This window comes from Eionea flava (assembly GCF_055393785.1).
The window spans coordinates 718,284-740,047 of sequence record NZ_AP036018.1 but is presented as its reverse complement, the minus strand read 5'-3'; the positions used below and the strand labels follow the sequence as shown (position 1 = coordinate 740,047).

Here is a 21,764-nt window from a genome sequence, read left to right as displayed (position 1 = left end):
AATTACTCTTGATTAAATTTTAACAGTTCTATTGGTTCATCATCTCTGGGGTAGCCAAATACTTTTGAAATTATTCCGTACTCTATATGAAAAGTATTAGGAACGATCTCTATTCGTTGGTAATTACTCGCATGAGTCCTGCCAGTTTTCAAACCAGAGTATTTAAAGAGTTCAATATATTTTTTCCCGTAAACGCGAACTTGAGCAGAAATTTTACGCGTGAGCCCCCAATCTACAGATACAGAGTAAGAGCTATCTTTCTTATCTCTGAGCTTAACTCCTCTAGACGCAGGAACACTACCAACCATCTTCCAATCTTTTATATCTCTCCTTTCATAGCCTACAAAATACTCATCACCAAGCAACCACTTGGTTTCATACTCCTGCCCTGTTGCTTCATCAATCAGTATATCTTTCTTACCCTCATATATTTTTCCGTGTTCACCACGCCCCATATGATTATACAAAAACACCACAGCCGCATTCAGCGCTCCCTGTATCCCATCGCCCCCCGCCGCCTCGGCACTAATATATCCCGCCGTCATAGCAATTGCTACACGAACTCCGCTATCAGCAATGCCTTCTGAAATATGCCCTGCAATAGAACCCACCAAACCACTAGCAAACCCTGCCGCAAATTTATCGCCACGCAGGTCGCTAATAACTCCTTGCGAAAGGCCATGTAGTAGTGCTCTATCGAACCAGTCTGTCAATGCGGGTCCTTTAGTATCGAAGCCATGGCCAATACCATTAGCCACTCCTGCCGCCAACGCCGACCACGCCGCCGATTCGACACTGGCTTTCACATCACCCGTTTGTAGCACGCTGACAGTGAGTGTGGTGGTAAAGGCTGATGCTGCTGCAGCCACTGGTCCGGTGCCAAAGGTGGCCGCGGTTAATGGCCCTGCCGCCATCAACTCTGAGCCCGGAAACGCGAGTGCTACAGACAACAGTAACGCACTAAGTTGCTGTAACGATTGACTATCTGTCAGGTGAGCCCCAACAAAAAATGCAGCAGCAAATGCAAGGGGGTTATGCCCCGATGGATCGCGATAGCTAATGGGATTATTACGCACGTAAATATAGCGGTTATAATCAAGTGGCTGTGACAAATCAGGGATAACGCTATCTGCAGAAACAAAGCGCCCAATCACTGGATCGTAAAGGCGGGCATTCATATTGACTAGCCCAAGCTCTTTAATGGTCTCGTGAGAAGTAAAACCGCGATAGTCGCCATCTGTTTTGGCGCCGTACATGGCTTCTGACAGCAAGCTGACATTGTCGTGAAGCGTGTCGTTATTATCGACAATTTCTCGCATATAATCGTCGGTGGTGTAATTCAGCAATATCGCTACGGTAGTACTGGCGTTTTGTTCTCGCTGCAATACGTCTTCAACAAGCTCACCGTAAGGTGTGTAAAAACGCTGAGATAGCACGTTCATATCTGCGCCGGTTACCAACTCACCATTGCCTAGGTGATCACGGTGATAATATTTAACATCGTCACCAAGTTCCATGTCACCGGATGCTTCTTCACGCTTTTCGAAGCTCGCCACAACATCATCCCCATTACGGATATGATAGCGATGTATGATTTGATCGCCCGCTGACGAAGAGTGTTTGATGACTTTTTCGTAGCCGGGGCTCACGTAGTAAATGGTTTCTTGTTCGCTCTTTTTAACCACACGACGATGGCTCGCATCATAAGCAAAATTAACCGTGTTATTGCCCATGCTAACCGCATTAACTTTATTAAAGCTATTCCACTGGTACTGACGCCCGTCACCTTGCAACATATTACCGTTGACATCGTAGCTGTAAACGATATTAAGGTCTTCACCGACATCGCGAGACACAAGCTGGTTGGCAGTATTGTAGTGCATCGCCGAACCTGCGCCTGTTTTGTAGGTCATGTTGCCACGGTTGTCGTAGTCGTATGTACGCCATAGGTGGTTATGCCTTGGGTTGTCGTCGCTGATCTGTTGATCGAAACTCCAGCCTCGTAAGCGACCTTGACTATCGTAGTCGTATTGCTCGACGGTTTGATTGGTCGCGGTGCTGTGATCACTTTTTTCTACAATCATACCTCGATGATCAAAACGATAATTGATATGCCGCAGTGGCGTAGTAGCCGAGTAAGCGCCTGTTTTTATCGCAGTAACTAAACCGGTATTTTTATCAATCGTACGCTGAGTATATAAGCCATTACCGAATAGCTCGCTTTCAAGCAAACCATTGGGCGCACGCATAGTGGCAGCCCATACCATCAGTGGTGCATCACTATTTTCCCATGTTGATTGTCGACTTTTGATATCGGCGAGTATTTCTTCGGTAGTACCTGTACCCACTAGAACACCCGCGCTTTCTAACATTTGTGCAAACTGGTGTTGCGCAGCGTTTAATTGATCAAAATCATCCGCAAGATCCTGCCATTCTCTCGATAGGCTGTTATAAGCGTCTAACTCTTGTATGGCGAGATCTCGGTAGTAATTAATTTTTTCTTCGTAGTAAACAACGGTTTCTTCTAGAGATAATCGATTCCATTCGATGCGGGTCATCATGACTTGGACAGGGATCATGGCGATAATGTCAGTACCAATAGGCACCCATCGCTGTTCAACCTGCCCCGTCGGTACAACAGTTGCTACTAATGGTGAGAGTTCACTGTAGCTTTCTACCTCAATCTGATCTCTGAACGCTTGGGCTTTTGCTAATTCTGCATCTAGCAGTTGCTGAAAGTCGTTGGCTGCTTGATTATAAACCTCATAAGGACGAGAGACCGCACAGACTTTTTTGGGTAAATAACGCACACCGTAATGATCACTTTCAGAGCGCTCTAAGCGAGTGACACAACTAGGCTCGCTAACTTTTTGTTCAGGCCAGCATTTATTTTCGTAGGTGGGCTTTTCTACAGTGACATCCTTATCGACTCTAACGGTACGAACTCCCGTTTGTACCACACCACAAGATGCCGGGATGACAAAAGAAGCGTAAACCGAATCACTGCTACTGGCGACGGTATTAAAATTACTTGCGCTGATAAACACATCTCTTACTTGACGCGTTTTACATCCACCCCATATACGATGACGATCGGAACACCACGAGGTTTGAAAGTGGTAACGACCATTGCTGATACCTTTGTAAGCAAACGTTCGGTCACCATACAGCGAACGATAAGCATTGGCTTGCGCACGCAAATCATTGATGGCTTGTTGGTAGCGGGCTGCTATATCTTCATGCAGTGATGCGAGATCATTTAAGCGTTCTATCTCTCCAACCACTTCGTTTAATAGGTTCAGGTAATGGTAAACTTTGCTCTCGTACTCTGCATGCTTAGCAAGGTGATAAGCACGACGCTCTTCCATTTTCTGAATATCATTTTCTATGCCTACCATCAGTAAAAGCACGGCTTCGTACTCGGCTTCAAGTCGAACCGCATCAAACCCTTGGATTTGATTAGCCGGTATAGAGACAAGGTCGATCGCACCCGTACTGTCAAAGCTGTTATGCACTTCCAAACCTTGAGGGTTGATCGTTTTTATCAATCGGCTAAAGGCATCGTAACTAAACTGAGTAACGAATTCCTGATCGTCTACGATAAGCGTTTCGCTAACGGTACGACCTAAATTATCGTAATCCCATTGTTTGGTAGCGTTGATGCCTAACTCTTGATGTACTTGTCCCACACCATTACCTGATGCGTTATATACCCACTGGGTTTGCCCCTCTGGCTCGGTGCGCTCGATAAGGCGACCTAGTTCGTCGTAAACAAAAGACGTCGTTTGATTTTTCGCATCCGTTTGCGTTAACAGTTCACCAAAGGCGTTGTAAGTATAATTCCACACGCCCATTGCTGGGTCGTTCTGTTGGGTTTTAAAACCACGCGCGTCGTAGCTAACCGTTGTTATCACGCCGTTTTGATCGGTACTGATAAGATTGCCGACTGGATCGTAGGTATAACTCACGGTTAACCCGTTTTCGTCAACGGACAAAGGTTTGCCGAAGACTCCCAAATGCGTTGTCTTGCGGTAGTCACTGTAACTCACTGTAGTGCTATTTTTATCGTAGGCGTAATAAGACGTCAGCGGTAAGCCATCTGGCCCTATCTTATGCTCGCTTTTAATTCGCGAGGCTCCGTCGTAGACAAATGTCATCCAACTTGGTGTTATGTATTCGCCATTAACACTGTAGTAAGGCAGTGTCGTTGCCGTTTTTCTACCAAAACGGTCGTAAGCGGTATCAGTCACGACATTACGCTGAAATTTTTCTGAGGAAAAGCCTGTACGCTCACTACGAATCTCTCGACCCTGCGCATCAAACCAAGCGTGAGAAGACTGACCACTAGCATGCGTTTCAATGACTTTATAAACAATAGGGTTACGGTAGTTAAACGGGTGATCAATTGGCTGATTAACGAGGCGGTTATCCGCCTCTGTCGCCCATAGATACTGCCATTGTGTAGCATTGCTATCGGGGGCTTGAACGGACTGTTGCCGGCAAGCAAAATCGTAACTCGTTGAACTGACCTTACCCGCAACATCGGTATGCTGAACAACACCAGGACACGTTGTGTGGTAGGTAAATTGCTCGCGCTGACCAAGAGAGTTGGTTAGCGTTAGCACACGCCCTAAACTATCAAATGTTTTACTAACAGTGCGCGACTGTCCATTACCCGATGTCGTCGTGCTTGTGGTGTTACCTGTTGCATCATAGGTGTAGCTAATGCTGCTAGCATTTGGCGCACTGGGCTGAATAGTTTCGCCTGTCATTAGACCATTGGCAAAATGGTAGTCAACTTCTCTGGTGACAGTATCTCCTTGATATTGATGATCAACCCGTTGGTGGTCGGGTCTGGCGAGCATCCAATGCTCAGTATCATGATAGTACTCGGTGATGGTCGTTTGCGTCAGTGACTCGCCATCTTCAGCCATGACTTTTTGTGTTGTCGCCCGTTGAGGATAACCGTACTGGTCGTAATCGCTGCTGAATGTCGTTTGAGTACTAACTAATGTGCCATCAAGATCAAACTGCTTTTCTTCAACAGAATCTAAACGAACACGATGGCGCCCATCGTCTTCATTAATAACACGCAAGTTATTTTGCTTAGTTTTTACGCGCTGATTACCAATAAACTCTTCGATAAAGGTTTGCTGGCCGGTGAGATGTTCTTCCAGTGATAGGTGTGTTGTTGTACTGACATTGCGCTCGTGTTGTGTCACGCTAATGGCAGCGTAACTAGCAACCCCGGTTTTGGGGTTGCGTAAAAAACCGGTATATCGATAACTTTGGGTGTTTTTAATTGAGGTGTTATAGGGCCAATCGTCTTTTATCACCCCGGAGCTAACGGCAACGGTATCAACAACAAGGGCATTTGAAGGTTGCTCATAATAGCCCGTAGGAATGGTTGATGCTTTTTGGTACAAACCATCACTCACTAGGCTGCCATAAGTGATATCCGTGGTTTGCCCAAAGCTATCTGTCACACCCACTAATAACGCCGCTGCACCGTAGTTATCGTTACTGGTACATAAAATACCGTGGATACTTCGATAGCAAAACTCAGAATAACCATCACCATTAATATCAGGAATACTGAGTAGATTACCGTAAGCCAAATTAGAAGCACCTACGACATAACGTGTTTTCCAACTTGTTCCGAAGCCACCCAACATATCGACTATTGAGCGTACAAAATTTTCGTAAATTTCTGTGACATCGACATTGGTATCAACATCTGCCGCAATCGACTGCATGACCTGAAGATCGCCAAAGCGACCAATTTGATTATGAGCACAATGTTGCTGCTGATTTTTGACAATACAAAAGTCGATTAAACCGTCATTATTCATATCATCAAGACGAATCGTTACCAGTGATGAAAGGTCGTTATCACCATCAAAACCTGCATAAAAACCCGATAGGTTTATCCACTGAGAAGCGGAAGCAAAGCTATTGCCTTTGTTAATAGCGCAAAGGTAGCTGTGCGTATTGGCATAACAGATATCAGGCAAGAGATCGCCATTAATATCATTCATGCGAAACGTGGCGGTAAATCGGCGAATATTATCGCGCACATTGTCAACAGATTGTCGATACAGTGAGGAGTCGCTAACGATGCTGTTTGCAAATGATGGAGGAGTAAACGTCGAATAATTTAATGCGAGAAGCGTTTTAGGAGGAGAGAATTCCAACACTTTGCTCTGCGGATTAATTGATCGATAGCTACAACGATAGCCTGCCGTGTTGACAGATAACCAACATAAGTCATTATCTAAATCACCATCAATATCTATCCACTGAGGGGAAGGCATTTTCACTTCTTCTGTGAAATCTTTAGGAGCCTGACACACACTGACATTCTTGTCGTGGTTATAAGAGCAGTTTTCATCTTGCCAGCTACTTGTTGCGGCTGAATCGACTATATTTTGCAAATTAACTAATTGGCTGCCAGAAAAATGGCTGCCCGTACCCGCAGTACAAGAATAGGTGTCATAAGATGCGTTAAGACCGCAAACATCAGGGTATACATCATCATTAACGAATGATAGAACGGGGCTACTACTGTGGGTAAACTGCGTCGTCCAATAACTCATCGAACCAAAGCGGTTATTTTTATTATTTAATGCGCAACGAACGCCGCTTGCGTCGGTTAAGCACACATCAGCATAAGTATCGGCATTGAGGTCTATGAGCTGCAATTGACTATAATACGGATACTGCTCTTCGTTCGCCGTATAGCCTAAGTTGCCTGTCCACGCGGTGGGTGCACTATAACCGCCAGTGCCATCTGATACGGCACACATGATGCCGGTATTTTTTTGATAGTAACAAAAATCAGTAAGACCATCATTGTTCATATCGGCTGCAGCATAACTCGGGCGTTCATAGAGTTGTGTGCCTTCAACATTATCAGATGCTGCATAATAAGAGCGCGGTACAACAATAGTACGATCTTCAGGGCGATCCAACCCCAAGCTCGGGTCAGGTTGCTCTTGATAACGGAAGTTTAATGGTTTCAAGCAGCCCGCTTGACCATTAACGCCGTAACATTTTTCTACTTGCGCTAGCCGCTTAAGTTTTCCTAGAGGGGATGCAACATTATTGGAATCAATCGCTTCGTAGATAAACCGGTAACGATTAATTTCCGAGCTTGCACGCGAGACTACGATCGCATGTAAACGCTGCGAGAGCTGAAAGTGGTGACCATCGCGATACTGCCCTATGGGTTGTTCACGCGCTTCGTACTTAAAATCAATGCGATAACCTGAATAGCTAATATTTTGCAATAGAGGCATGATGCCATTGCTGTAATGATATTGAATCGTATTACCGAATAAATCACGCTTTTCTGTTAAAAACCAAGCCGAGAAGCGTGTATGAGTAGCGCTGGCTCGCTCGTATTTATATTTAAAACCATCTGGGGCATGCACTTCCCAGTAACTAGGCGTGTGATTACTGCCACCGCGGGAGAAATAACGGGTGTTATTATCTTCTACATTACGGTACTCGGTGTTTGCACCGCCATTGCTTCCCGATATAGCGACTAATTTCGCGCCATTAAGGCAAAAACGTGCATTATCGTTAAGCTCAATACCTGATTTAAAACCATCGGCACTTTTACTGGGACTACAACGAGAAATACTGGATGATGCTGATAATGTAAAACCTGCACCTAATAGACCTGCGCCTGAGGAATTACTGTAGTTAATCGACACGCTAGGACGCAAACCGTGGATTCCCTCGGGGGTAACTATCGGTAAGGTATAGGATAATTGACCTGAATTGACTGCAAACTCTCCGCTGAGATTACCTACAACATTGTCTGCAGTGGCTGGAGCACCAACAAATAAACCATAACAAAGCCCTATTAAAGGTGCCATTACTGTCGTTTTATATAAGTGACTTAGGGTTTTCATGTTAATACTCATTGCGTTAATCCTTGCGCGTTAATTTTAGCGTCTAACTCTTCAATCATGCGCTCTGCCTCATGATCTTTAATAAAAAGCAGTTGCTCTTCTCGATCAAATTGTGCGAGTACCGTTTTGTGAGAATCGCGTATTTGTTCAAGACCTCGTCGACCGTCGACAATAGATTTTTCTTCAGATGTAACGGGGGTTGATTGCGGTGAGGTAACAATTTTATCGGCGGCTGGCTGCGCATTATCAACCGCTAGAGAAGAACCGATACTTTGAGCATCAATCTGCGGAGGACGAGAAGTTGATTGATAAAAGCCAACAATTACAACACTCAATGCAAGCAGTAGCGTGAAAAAAATCAGGCAATTACGTAGATGGACGCGATTGAAAAGTAATGACATTAGATGATGTCCCTTAATTATTATGTCGATACTAAATATTCACGTGCTTATTTAGCATCATTTTATGCTAACCGGTAAATTATTCAGAGAACAGAACTAGCCACTATCTAAATAGCAGCTCACAGTTGCTGTAAATAAGCGTATAAGGAAAATAACAGAAGGAGGGAGAATTTAAAATAATGATTCCTTTCTGAGTAGCCTTAACAAATGAACACACCCTGTTTTATGGCGTTATAATAAAGGGTTTTGACGTGTGATTCAACAAGTTGACATGGAAGGAGATTAAGCAACTGGGATGAAGGAACAAAAAATTAAAAGGAAGACATGTACGTAAAGGCATCGGTAAAATGCCTCATACAATAATATTAAATAAATTGATTAAGTACGTCAGTTAACTCATCTAACGTATCTTCTGGAAATAATAATAACAAATCACAATTGAAGGTATTGTTTTCAATGTGATAATTGATTTCTACACTCACTAGCTGATGGGAGTTAGCGATAGACTCCATTTGTATCGAGTCTAAAGGGACATGCATACTGTTAACAATAGGCGAGTCGGTTTCCACTGGGTTTTCAATCATTTCGCCTAAACGTTCGAAACATGTTTTATTAATGGTTTCGCAAAGATCATGTAACAATGTTTTAATTTGTTCATCATCACTTAATGAGCGCCCAGTAAAGCGAGCGAGATCGTCGATACTTTCATCGTTAATCACTATCAGCGCATAACAATTAAGACCGCTAAATTTAAAAAGCTGACTGATAGATGACAGGCGGTCATACCCTTCCACTTGCTTTAATGAATCGATCAAGTGTTCAGAGTTAACACAACGAATAATGGGAATAGGCAAATTAACAAATGTATCGGTAAAGTTAGCCAGCGATTCCGCTGCTGCACCCATGGCAACATTGGTAATTTCCTGCAAGCAGTCTCGCTGATCTTCATTAAGTGGAAGCGCTAAACTCATAATCTATCTCGCTGAATGACTAGGTGATGTAATAGATATATCGTCGGTAGAGGAGGAACCTTTAGGTATCCATTAATCCATACTGAGTGAGAACAGCGGTCAGTTTCTCTTTATTGACTGGCTTTTTAATAAAATCGATAGCGCCAAATTTAAGCACTCGATCTCTCGCTTCGGGCTGAATATCACCCGATATCACTATAATCATCGCGTTAAGGCCTTCATTAAACACATGCTCTAGCACGCCATAACCATCCATTTCTGGCATAGTAAGGTCCAAAAACACCATTTCACCTTTGCCTTCTCGAATTGCCGCTAGGCCTTCTACACCGTTAGTGGCAAAAGTAATATCGACATCCCAATCATCAGGAAGGGAACGTGCCACCTGCTTTCGAGCCATATTTGAGTCATCACAGATTAGTAGAGGTATCGCCATAAGTCTCACACAATTGGTCAATGTTAATGATAAATCGCCGCTGGGTTTCACTAGAAATTGCCATGCGTCTCCTACAAGTATAGACAGAAATTTTTATTCGCTAGGTTTTTTTATAATGATTTTGCGATTAATTATGCAGAAGCAGTGACTTATCCCTCATAAATCATCCTGACTTACCATAGATATCTCATGTATTGATGGGAAAACTGGCGGACAATTTCGGTAAAAAACCGTTAAAATACGAGCAATAAATGATGGAGAGAAAAAATACTATGCTAACTATTTATCATAACCCACGTTGTTCCAAATCACGGCAAACACTAAGCCTAATCGAAGAAAGTGGTCATCAGCCAACCATTGTTCGTTACTTAGAAACACCGTTATCAGAATCCGATGTTCGTCAGTTGCTATCAATGCTAAGCCTTACGGCTCGCGATATCATCCGCAAAGGAGAAGATGCGTACAAAGAAGCAGGCTTGGCGGATACAACGCTATCGGAAGATGCATTGATTAACGCTATTGTTAAGCACCCCAAGTTATTAGAGCGCCCAATTGTTAGCAAGGGCGAACGAGCGATTATAGGCCGCCCACCTGAAAATGTACTGGCACTATTATAGTTAAGATCATTAGCAAACTGCCGTAAGCTGCGCGCTGCATAAATAGCACTCACACATATAACAACCCTCATGAGCATCACATGAATACAAGCTACATCTTAGTTTTATATTACAGCCAACATGGCGCAACAGCAGCGATGGCCCAGCAATTAGCGCAAGGCGTTGAAAAAACAGGGTTGGAAGCACGATTACGCACGGTGCCAAAAGTATCTGCTGAGTGCGAAGCCATTGCGGATAATATTCCTAAAGACGGCGCCATTTACTGTTCAGCAGAAGACTTGCAACAGTGCAGCGGGTTATTACTAGGCAGCCCAACACGCTTTGGCAATATGGCCGCACCACTAAAATATTTTCTCGATGGCACGAGCAGCCAATGGTTAAATGGTGATCTGATTGATAAGCCTGCTGCGGTGTTTACTTCTACCGGCAGCTTACATGGCGGGCAAGAAAGCACGCTTTTAAGCATGATGCTTCCCCTGCTCCATCACGGCATGGTGATTACCGGACTACCTTATAGCGAACCAACATTGATGACGACAACAACGGGCGGAACGCCTTATGGGGCCTCTCATTTGGCTGGAACAAAAAGTGATCACCCGCTTAGTGCAGATGAAGTTCAACATTGCCATATTCTCGGTAAACGTGTCGCTACCATCGCCAAACAACTCTTAACAGAAAAGTAATATTTCCTATGTTAACCGCAAACAAAAAACTTAATTACTTGCTGCTGACTACTTATGCAGCTTACGCTGGTTTACTCGGTTTAATGGCTTACACCTTTATCATTAACGAGGATCACACGTGGAAATTATGGATTTTTCAGTCCATTCCATTATTGCTCGTATTACCGGGCCTACTGAAAGTTCATTTTAGAGCGCATAGCTGGCTCTGCTTTGTCATATTGGTTTACTTTATGGCGTATGTCGTAGAGGTGGGTTCGCCGCTAGCAGAGACAACCGATTGGATAGGCCTTACGCTTTCTATTATTATTTTTTGCGGCGCTATGGCAACAAGCCGTGGTTTGCAAAGACTATAAGCGTTTATAACTATCCTATTTAGAAGCAGTTACATACTATTATGCTCAAAGTGAAATAACAGTATGTAACTCAATGGGTATCAAGGGTTAAATAACTCGTCATCATCAATATATTGATCACGATCTATATTTTTGATGAACTGAATAAGATTGCGCATTTCCCTTTCATCTAATCCATAGGTGGCATGTACACCGGTATTCATCACATCTTCCAGTGCCTCTGCGCTACCGTCGTGTAGGTAAGGCGCCGTATCCCATAATTCAATCAAAGTCGGCGTGCGTATGCCAGAGAGAGGCAAGCCTGCAGATAAACCCGAAGCCTCGGTTGTGGTATCCATATCATGAATCATACCATCACGATAAGCACCCGAAAAGCGACTTTCTCTGGCATGACAATCCTTACAGCCATGGGAATGATATTGCCAAGCACCACTATAGTAGGTACTCCAACATTCATTATCGCCCCATTCACAATAATTCGGAGACTTCATTACACTGTTTTTGCCCAAGCTACTGACATAATCAGACAGTGCATCCAACTCTTCAGCACGACCCAAGCTAGCATATAAGAGCGGCGTTTGATCAGAGAAGTCGATGCCTGTTATAAATCCATTACTCCCGTGCAATTGCTCTAACTGTTTTTCAATGTCTTGCACTTCATCAGCACTGCCAGACCAATTTAACAGCCCAAATCGTGCGCCACCCGCGCCACGTAAGGATAGTGTATTGCGCAAACCTTCTCCCATATGGGTAAAGTCCCACGTCATCCCATCATGTCCACCGTCATCATGGCAAGAAGCACAGCTCATGTAACCTTCAGGGCTCAGTACACTGTTGCTAGCACTGTAAAATAATTGCAAACCTTGCAGCTCTGTTTCCGATAACACATCATCTTCTGGATCAACCATGACAATCTGTTCTGACGAAAGCGTCGTGCTCTGGGATTGAAGATAGCTTTCAATATCAATAACGCTAACCGTTCGATCTGTATGATTTTTCACGTACAACCAGTCTTCTGTCACACAAAGGCTTTGTGGAGCATGACCAACATCAACTGTCGACGCTACACTTTCAGTATCAAAATCATAGAGCTCTATGCGATTATTACCCTGCAAAGCATAAACACCGGTCTCTCCATCAGGCAAAAAGTTGAGGCCTGATGGGTCAGCTGCATTAAGTATGTCAGTTGTATCATCACGAGTTAGACTATCGATATTGGTATCTCTGTTTAGATCAAGATCCAATATGGCAATCATCGAGCGTACGGTGTTATCAGCAGATAGGGCTTGCCCATTTAAATATTCACCCCTATCTACATTCGCTTTGTTTGCCGAAACATAAGCAAATTGATCATCGGGGTCGATAACAATACTTCGTAAGTAATTAGGCACACCTGACCCATGATCAATATCATCAGGCACCCACACTTTATTAATTTGAATACTTGGTTGTAATGGATCTCTAAAGGACATATTACCCGCAGTATTAATATCGTAAACTTCGCCATAATCTGCTGTAGATATAAATCTTGTTACTAACAAGCGAGTGCCGTCACTAGTCAAGGCCATCGCTTTAGGCTTAGCGCCCACTTTAAGGCGTGAAACAATTTCTCGCGACTCTGTATCGATTTTAATCACTTCTCCACTCGCGTATAAAGCAACATAGAGCATATTATTATGCGCTACCGATGCGATAGGCATTTCGTTACGCAAGGAAATTTTCCATGTCGTCCAAGGCACTGTACCGCCCTCGAACCAAGGAAAGTCAACTTGGTTAAAACGAATGCTTCCAGTATCTGCATACGTTGTGGCAACATAATTATTGACACGCGTTATGGAACTTGGCTTGCTATCCGTAAACATGAAAAAATTATTCTTAGTTTCAACAATGCGTTCAGACGTTATCGGGTTGCGAGATACAGAAATCATACTGACCGTGTCGTTGTCTGGGTCAATTGCCCATACTGTGTCGCCAGCCTCTCCTACCTCGCAAGCAATCTGGCTAGAATTATTCACATAAACAGGATTAACCGTAATAGTTTGTTCAGCCGTTGATGTATTCCCATTAACATCTGTAGCCGTCCACGTAATGGTGGTTACTCCGAAAGGGAAAAAATCAGGCTTATCACTTTCTACCGTAAAATCAAATAAATCCGCAGCGATTGCTATACCAGTATCAAAATCAATACGTCCCATCGCAACAACATCGGCGGGCACGGCAATACTAGGCGGTACCGTATCTTGGACGGTGATATTCTGCATTGCCACGGTTGTTTTACCTACACTGTTGGTCGCAGCCCATAAAATTTGGTGCGTACCTAAAGAGAAAGGCCCTACTTCACTCGGCGTTACTGTTAGCGAGCCATCAACGAGGTCTGTTGCTGTCGCGCTACCTATAGTGATAGGCGTAAGGTCACCCTGAGCTTCAACAATCATATTGGCAGGAGCCGAAACAGTTGGCGCTGGCTCAACAGGATCATAATCTACTGTGACATCCTGGGTGACACTACTGCAATTACCTTCACTATCACAAGCTTCGAATGTTACTCGCGTTGTCCCAACAAGAAACACAGAAGGTGCATTATGGCTAACCATTAGAGGGTTTCCGTTGCGATCAACAGCAATGACAGAAAGCAAATACTGGTCTATCAAAGGATAGACAACCTCGAACCCATTCTCGCTATATGCATCTAGTGTAAGCGCTGATGGAAGTGTAATAGAAGGGTTCACTATATTATCGAAGCGAACAGGCGCACTAACACCACTCAAAATATCGTTTTGTTGTGCACCATGAGGCAATGTACGACTTTGAACGATATAAAAGCGGTCGGGATAGCTAGCAGCATCAACAACCACATATGCACTATTGGATTTCCCAGTAACACGGCCGTGTTCTACAAAAGGACCAACTGGAGAATCCGAGTAGCTAATGATGTACTCACCTTGGTCGACAGTATAACTAATCGGAGTCCATGAAATGATTGTCTGCCCATTACTTAGTGACGCCGTGATATTTGTCGGTGCTAATGTTTGGGTGGTACTCCAACTGGGGTCTTTTACATCTAAAGCATTTGCAGCAGTAGTATTTTCAGCTTCAAGTGCATTATAGCTAACTTCGATCATGTACAAATTCGCTATCGCCTCTGTTACTTCACCGGAGAGTTGGTTATTGCTCACTAACAAACGGCTAATGGTAGCGCTTTCACCCAGCTCTGGAGGAATAGAGCCGCTCAAGCGGTTGTTTTGTAATAACACGCGATATAAGCCTGGCGCACTGCCCAACTCAGCAGGAATCTCTCCTGACAATTGGTTGTCATAAAAGTAGAAGCGAGACGCGTTGTTCATCGCCCCTAATTCTGGAGGAATGGAGCCAGTTAATTGGTTATCGTATAGATAGATACGATACACCGTTGATAGGTTACTCAATTCGGATGGAATAGAGCCCGTCAACTGGTTGCTGTAAAGATACAGACGAGATAAATTCGATAAATTACCTAACTCTGTAGGAATAGAACCGGTTAGCGCGTTTTCTTGTAAGTAGAAATACCACAAGTTATTTAAGTTACCAAGCTCGGCAGGAATAGAACCGCTTAACTGATTATTTTGCAAATGTAGCTCACCCAGATTAACCAAGTTACCTAAAGAAGCAGGGATATCACCAGTTAGTGCATTTTCTTGCAGAGAGAGATACTGCAAATTACTTAGGTTACCCAGCTCAGCAGGAATAGAACCTGCTAGTTGGTTGTTATTTAACCGCAGCCCGAAAACTCCATTAAGGTTTGCAATATCAGCAGGTATCGCACCACTTAACTGGTTATATGATAAATCGAGGCTGGAGAGCCCCGTTAAACTTCCTAGGCTAGAAGGTATTGCTCCTGTTAACTGGTTATTTGATAGGTCTAAGAAGTAAATATTATTTAGACTACCTAATTCAGTCGGAATAGCGCCTACTAACTGATTATTAGAGATGTTGATTGAATTTAGTTGAACCAAATTAGCGATTGAGGATGATAATTCACCTGATAACTGATTATTGCTCAAACTAATACTTGTCAAATTAACAAGTGAGTAGAAACTCTCTGGGATCTCTCCTGTTAGCTGATTATTATCTAATAGGAAGGTGCTAAGTTGGCTAGCATTACCTATATTAGAAGATATTACCCCAGTGAGTTGATTACCATCGGCTAAAAGTTGCTCTAAGTTACTTAAGCTACTCAGCGAGTTAGGAAGGGAGCCACTAATCTGGTTGTAGCCAACATCGAATGTCACTAAGTTAGATAAGTTACCAATAGCCTCCGGAATACTACCTGTTAATTGGTTTCCATGCAGATAAACAGTCTGTAATTCCAGTAGTCCAAATAGCTCTTCTGGAATATCTCCCGTCAACTGATTAGAACTTAGACTTAAGTTTCTTAGGCGAGACATTCCCCCTATAGTATTCGGGATCACGCCAGATAACTGATTATTCCAAATGCTCAACTCTTCCAGTTGTAGCAAATCACCAATTTCAGAAGGAATATCTCCCGTCAACTGATTAGAACCTAAACTTAAGTTTCTTAGGCTAGACATTGCCCCTATAGTAGTTGGGATAATGCCAGACAATTGATTACCCCAAAGGCTCAATTCTTCCAATTGTAGTAAATCACCAATTTCAGAAGGAATACTCCCAGTTAACTGATTACTACTCAACCACAAATATCTCAATTCTGCCAAGCGGCTTAATGATGAAGGAATAGAGCCCGATAAGCTGTTAGAAGAAAGACTTAAAGACTGCAACCGTGTAAAAGCGCTGACCACGCTAGGAAAATCCCCCTGAAGATTGTTAAAGCCTAGGAAAATATTAGAAACATGACCATCTAGCGAGCAGACAATACCGTACCAACTGCAAGGCATATCCGTTGATAGCCAGCCATCGTTATTAGTCCAGTTAGCGCCATCTGTCGACTCATAAAAGGTGACTAAAGCGTTACATTCATCTTGTGGTATCTGTGAGATGGCATCACAAATATTGTCAGGCAACACACCATTATCTTGCTCATTAACAGTGACGCTTCTAGCCTGAGCCCCTAGAGTCGATACTCTAAAGGCAGCACTATCATTCGATATATCCAAGTCACCCATAGAAGTAAAAGTAACTGGCTGCCATATATTCCAGTTAGAATCATCAAAGACCAGAGTGGCTGAAGAACTTAAGACAAGAGAGTCATCACCGCTGCTTTTTTCAATATTGATGGTTACTAAAGATCCCGGCACTTCTGGTTGAGCACCTAAGCGTACGTTGACCACAACCGAACCGCTCTCTTCAATCGTTACCGCACTTGCAGAAAGATCTATAACTATCTCTTCAAAAACGGCATTGTAAGCATTCAGCCTTCTAGATGAATTAACGAGTCCATCCAGCAATGGCAATGTATCAGCACTGTCGAGCAGAGTCGATTTCGCCTCTCCTATTGATAAATCAGGTTTGGCGGAAAGCATTAGCCCCAAAACGCCACTGACATGAGGCGCAGCCATAGAAGTACCACTATCAAAACCATAACTACCACCAAGAACGGTGCTTAAAATAGAATCGCCGGGTGCAGCTATGTCGATACTACTTCCATAATTAGAAAAAGAAGACGCCAGAACATCAAATTCGTTAGTCGCGGCCACGGATATAATGTTATCCACATCATAGCTGGCGGGATACTGTGGGAAAAGATCAGTATTTGTTTTACTGTTACCAGCAGCAGCGACAAATAAAATACCATATTGCTCAGATGCTTCTATGGCAGCTTTTACACTTTGATTTTCACCACCCCCACCCCAACTATTATTGGTTAACCTAATATTTACACCCTGCTCTAGTTTCATCATGTGAACATAGTCAAACGACGCTAGGATATCGGAACTTGAACCTCTGTTTTCTGAATTTAAGAATTTAACCGCCATAAGGCGAACATTAGGTGATACCCCTGCAACACCTAAACCATTGTTTCTAGTCGCTCCAATCGTACCCGCAACATGCGTGCCGTGGGAATGATCATCCATGGGGTCACCCGTATTGTTAATTGCGTTATACCCATAAATATCGTCGTGATGTCCATTGTTATCATTATCAAGCCCATCACCAGGAATTTCTCCTGTATTAACCCACATATTATCGACCAGGTCTGGATGGTTGTAATCAATGCCGGAGTCAATAACAGCAATGACAACTTCTGTAGAAGACGCATTTATTTGATTGAGGTGATCTACCGCTTGTTCGGCTTGGATAACCTCTAAACCCCACAATTGATCATACAAAGTATCATTAGGCACAGCGGCAGCACTTACAATACTGTCTGGCTCAGCATACTCAACGAGACCTGATTCTTGTAGCTGTTCGACAACACGATTAACTCGCTCATGCACAGACTCTTTAGTTTCCCCCTCTGGCAATTTGCCAATCGGTGCGCGCGGCGCACCATTGATACTTAATAAAACGACACCCCCTGCATAGGGAAAATCTTTTTCAATACTGACACCGAATGGCTCTAATAATGCCGATCGCTCTTCTAAAGAATATCCTTTATAGGTATCAGCAAAGCGCATCATAATATGATTAGCCACTATATCTAACTCACGGCCACTTATGGCTGAACGATTTAATGACGCAGTGGTAGATCGGTTTTTGAGATTATCAAAGGTGGTATGTTGGATACGCTGGTTTCTGTCTACTGAAGAGAACTGACTTGTCGCAAGCCGACCTTCTATGTATCCATCAAAAATCTTACTGGCATTTAATCGACCTCGAGAAACCATTTGTCCAGAAAACTGATTACGCTTGTCAACGCTCGACATGATGCGTGATTTTATATTGACTGCCGATAAGCTAGGAAAGGCGACTTGTGCCATAGCTGCGGTACCACTGATATAAGCGGCCGATAACGAAGAACCGCTTGATAGACTATAGTCACCACCCAGCTGAGCTGTATAAATATCAACACCAGGAGCGACTAGATCAACTGTACTGATACCGTAGTTGCTGTTGCTCGCTAGGTGATCGTTATTATCACTAGCAGCAACAACAATCATCTGTGAAATAGCATAATTAGCAGGGTAGTGTGGGAACTCATCATTACTTCTACCATCGTTACCCGCAGACGCCACAATAACAACCTGCTGGCTAGCCAGCGCCTGTAACGCAGATAATAAAGAAAGTCCATTATCGCTTCCGCCAAAACTTAAATTGGCAACAGAGATATTCACCCCTTGCTGTTTAAGTGCTAACAAATAATCAATAGAGGCAATAATATCTGAGTGATGGCCACGGCCATTGTCGCAAAGCGCCTTAACCGGCAAGAGCTTAAATTCGTTGTGTGGGTTCAGCGAGGCAATAACGCCAGCAACCTGAGTACCATGACCGTGAGTATCTAAAGGGAGAATGGCAGTATCATTATCGCATATTCTACTGTTCAAACTATTTGACACACTCGCAGGGTTTTGCCAAAGGTGAGGCATCAATGATGGGTGTGTAAGATCTATACCAGTATCCAATAGGGCAATGATAGGGCGAGGAGTATTACTTGGGTGGCTTTTAGGAATTTTAGCGAATATCTCCCAGGCCTCAGGTGCATCGATATCTGCATCTTTTATGCCTCCCGTTTCACCTGTATTATGAAGCCCCCACGATTGTTCATTTTCTGGTAACGAATATGATGTTTCTGTATGAACGACGTAATCCGGCTCAGCATATTCAACAAGGCCCGATGCTTCTATAACTGCAATAACATGCTCAATAGACTTGGGGGTATTTAGCGCTAGTACTGATATATTTCCTGCATAGGTAAAAGTCTCGATATTGGTGACGCCAATATCGACTAGCGCAGCTTCTTGTGCTAACGCATCCATAGCCAATGCTTTTTCCGTAAATTTTACAAGCACCCTCTTATCGGTAATGGGAGAAGCCTCCTGACTTATCTCACTTAATGACTGAAGGGTTGCGGGTGCATTTTGACTGTGAACTGAATCACTACTGGAAACCAATTCCTCTACTGCTAACGAACTATTGTTACCGACATAACCAATAGCGGCGGCGCCCCCCACTAATAGTAAAGCTGAAATTAGAAGGTAACGTTTATTAAATGTGGGTAGCATTGATTACAATCCTTTTGCAATTTAAGGCAGAAAATTAAAAAATAATCTTTATTTTGACACAATATTCATCCAAATTAAATCGACTAAGTAATATTACCTAACCTTTCTTATTGTATGAGTAGTTAAGAAGACAACACCTGCTTAACAAAAGGAATCGTCAAGTGGCGTTGCTCAGCCATTGATGCTTCGTCGATGAGCGACAGGAAGTGCATCAATTGGCGAAAATCTCTACTGTAATGATTAAAAATATATTGTATAACTTCATCACCAATACGCAGACCTAGATTTTTAGCACGCAGTTTTATCGCTTGCTGCTTATCGTCATCGCTGAGGGTACTTAAACGATAACTCATTCCCCATTGTAAACGTGACTGTAGGTCTGGCAGACCAACAGGAAGTTCTCTGGGAGAAAGCTGAGCGCCAATAATCAATCGCTTGTTAGCGTCACGCAAACGATTATATAAATGAAACAAAACATGCTCCCAATCCTCTTTACCTACAACAGATTGCAAATCATCTAAGATCACCATTTCAGCCGTATCTAAGCCTGCTAACACATCCTCAGCTGGGTATTGTACCAACTCTTTTAAGGGCAAATATACTATTGTACGGTCAGATTGCTCATGCTGAATTGCTTGTAGAACATGACTCACTCCACAGCCTGAACCCCATAAGTAAAAGAATAATTCTCTATTTTTAGTACATTCTCGCAGAGCGGTAATGGTAAGCTGGTTCTCATTCGATATATAAAAATTATCGAATGTCGCTTCGGCTGATAGCGGAATCGGCAAAGGAAGTTGCTTAAAAGAGGATTGCGTAGAAACCATGAAAGCGCTACTCGCTCACGTTCCATATAAGGGCGGCATCAATACGAGGAAAGGAAGCCACCGGCACTTCAGAAGGTGCGGGCAACACTTCCACTTCGCGGTTTTCAACCTCAATGCTACCAATGTCGCTATTATCAACTTCGGATGCATCGCTTAACTGAACAATATCCACCGCCGGCTGCCAATAGCGACTAATAAACAACTCGTCGGATACCGACTCAAACCCTTCTAACCTTGATAACTGAGTACGTACTCGATCCTGTGTAGTTTGATAACGCAAGTCGGCGATTAAATACTCTCCGCCGACTTCACGTAAATTAACACGACTAACCGAAGGTAAACCCTCAAGGCGCTGCAAAATTGTGGCATAACTTGCAAAACTTGAGACATTACCCACAGCAACCGTTATTGTCGGCAACACATTATTATCAGCAAGTATTACCGCGTTCGATTTGGCGAGCACAACCATCGATTGGTCAATAATATTTTGCATTAAAACCGCCGTATTATCAGATTCCGCTGAAAAGTAATAAGCGCGTCGATCATACGTCAGAATAAAATTAGCGCGTTGCACACCACCCGATAGTCCAACTACTCGACCGGCTAGCACGGCATCGGCGCCATAGCGCTGCGAAGCACGATTGATAGCAACTTCATCTCTTGCCCATAAACGCGGTGCACTAAGCGCCTGCCTATCAGTAAGGTCTAATAATGGTAGCGCTAAAGGAACACCTCGTAATGCCGCTGCACGCCGCGTTGTAGTAACGATGGCAGACGTCGCATCAGCGATACGCTTGCCCTGATTATCTGTTGCGACCCACAACAAAACCTCCGGACGTAGTTCACGCCACATAGCAATTTTTGATGTTTTTAATAAACGCTCAATAGCCGGCTGTGAGAATTGTAAAAAAAGTTGTTGCGCTGGGCGAGCAGCACCCGCAATGACAATCATCTCTTCAGTACTGGCGTAGCGATACTGATTCACATAAGCACTTGGTGCAGATAGCGCCTCTCTAACCTCCGGATAGTTAACAACGTTTACGTCACCTACAGCACGAATAAGCACCAGCTCAAGACTTGCTCTCATCGCTTGCTGCCTAAGGCCGACTGACTGATCAAGCACTAACTGAGCATCTGTAAAGATATCCACCTGCTTTTCCGCTGCCGCGGGCATCGCAACAGTTAACATCAATACAAACACTGTGCAGAGACTGGTATATCGAGCGACCAAAGCGCTTACTTTTGTAGCCACAAAGTCAACTATTATAGAGAGTGAAACATTTACAAACTGAGAGCTTATCACGCAACATTTACCATCATTTATCATTTAAAATCGCTTAAGTGGTATATTTCATCGAGCCTATACCAAGCACTTACCAACGGTGCGCGCTAGTGTGACAGAATCGCATAAAAAATCCACTGTCAATCAAACCCTGCTAACTG

10 protein-coding genes are annotated in these 21,764 nt (G+C 43.5%); 3 read left to right on the top strand and 7 right to left on the bottom strand.

Annotated elements, in window-relative coordinates; all coding sequences use genetic code 11:
- Positions 1-2 precede the first annotated feature (2 nt).
- The 4 genes from ACZ5O6_RS03345 to ACZ5O6_RS03330 all read right to left on the bottom strand — a co-directional run bounded on the left by ACZ5O6_RS03345 (position 3) and on the right by ACZ5O6_RS03330 (position 9,724).
- Entirely contained in the window at positions 3-7,919 is a 7,917-nt protein-coding gene (locus ACZ5O6_RS03345) for an RHS repeat-associated core domain-containing protein (protein WP_447091150.1), read from the bottom strand.
- An 8-nt stretch (positions 7,920-7,927) separates the two neighbouring features.
- Positions 7,928-8,320: a hypothetical protein gene (locus tag ACZ5O6_RS03340; RefSeq protein ID WP_447091151.1), complete on the bottom strand. Its 393-nt coding sequence runs from the start codon at positions 8,318-8,320 to the stop codon at positions 7,928-7,930.
- A 365-nt stretch (positions 8,321-8,685) separates the two neighbouring features.
- Positions 8,686-9,291, bottom strand: coding sequence for a hypothetical protein (locus ACZ5O6_RS03335; RefSeq protein ID WP_447091152.1), 606 nt, complete (start codon positions 9,289-9,291; stop codon positions 8,686-8,688).
- A gap of 61 nt (positions 9,292-9,352) precedes the next feature.
- The gene (locus tag ACZ5O6_RS03330) at positions 9,353-9,724 is read right to left on the bottom strand and encodes a response regulator (RefSeq protein WP_447091153.1); all 372 of its coding nucleotides are present in this window, start codon (positions 9,722-9,724) and stop codon (positions 9,353-9,355) included.
- Between the two features lie 272 nt (positions 9,725-9,996).
- Here ACZ5O6_RS03330 and arsC point away from each other — a divergent pair, with 272 nt between their 5' ends.
- The 3 genes from arsC to ACZ5O6_RS03315 all read left to right on the top strand — a co-directional run bounded on the left by arsC (position 9,997) and on the right by ACZ5O6_RS03315 (position 11,377).
- Complete coding sequence (gene arsC / locus ACZ5O6_RS03325; RefSeq protein ID WP_447091154.1) at positions 9,997-10,341, top strand: arsenate reductase (glutaredoxin); 345 nt, start codon at positions 9,997-9,999, stop codon at positions 10,339-10,341.
- A gap of 80 nt (positions 10,342-10,421) precedes the next feature.
- Positions 10,422-11,024 (top strand): NAD(P)H:quinone oxidoreductase, encoded by a 603-nt coding sequence (gene wrbA / locus ACZ5O6_RS03320; protein ID WP_447091155.1) that lies wholly within the window; start codon positions 10,422-10,424, stop codon positions 11,022-11,024.
- Positions 11,025-11,032: 8 nt separating this feature from the next.
- On the top strand, positions 11,033-11,377 hold the full coding sequence (locus ACZ5O6_RS03315; protein WP_447091156.1) for a DUF2069 domain-containing protein: 345 nt from the start codon (positions 11,033-11,035) through the stop codon (positions 11,375-11,377).
- An 80-nt stretch (positions 11,378-11,457) separates the two neighbouring features.
- Here the strand turns inward: ACZ5O6_RS03315 and ACZ5O6_RS03310 are convergent, their stop codons facing one another.
- The 3 genes from ACZ5O6_RS03310 to ACZ5O6_RS03300 all read right to left on the bottom strand — a co-directional run bounded on the left by ACZ5O6_RS03310 (position 11,458) and on the right by ACZ5O6_RS03300 (position 21,573).
- On the bottom strand, positions 11,458-19,494 hold the full coding sequence (locus ACZ5O6_RS03310; protein WP_447091157.1) for a S8 family serine peptidase: 8,037 nt from the start codon (positions 19,492-19,494) through the stop codon (positions 11,458-11,460).
- 122 nt (positions 19,495-19,616) lie between these two features.
- On the bottom strand, positions 19,617-20,321 hold the full coding sequence (hda, locus tag ACZ5O6_RS03305; RefSeq protein ID WP_447091158.1) for a DnaA regulatory inactivator Hda: 705 nt from the start codon (positions 20,319-20,321) through the stop codon (positions 19,617-19,619).
- Positions 20,322-20,328: 7 nt separating this feature from the next.
- Positions 20,329-21,573: a DUF2066 domain-containing protein gene (locus ACZ5O6_RS03300; RefSeq protein ID WP_447091159.1), complete on the bottom strand. Its 1,245-nt coding sequence runs from the start codon at positions 21,571-21,573 to the stop codon at positions 20,329-20,331.
- Positions 21,574-21,764: the final 191 nt, after the last annotated feature.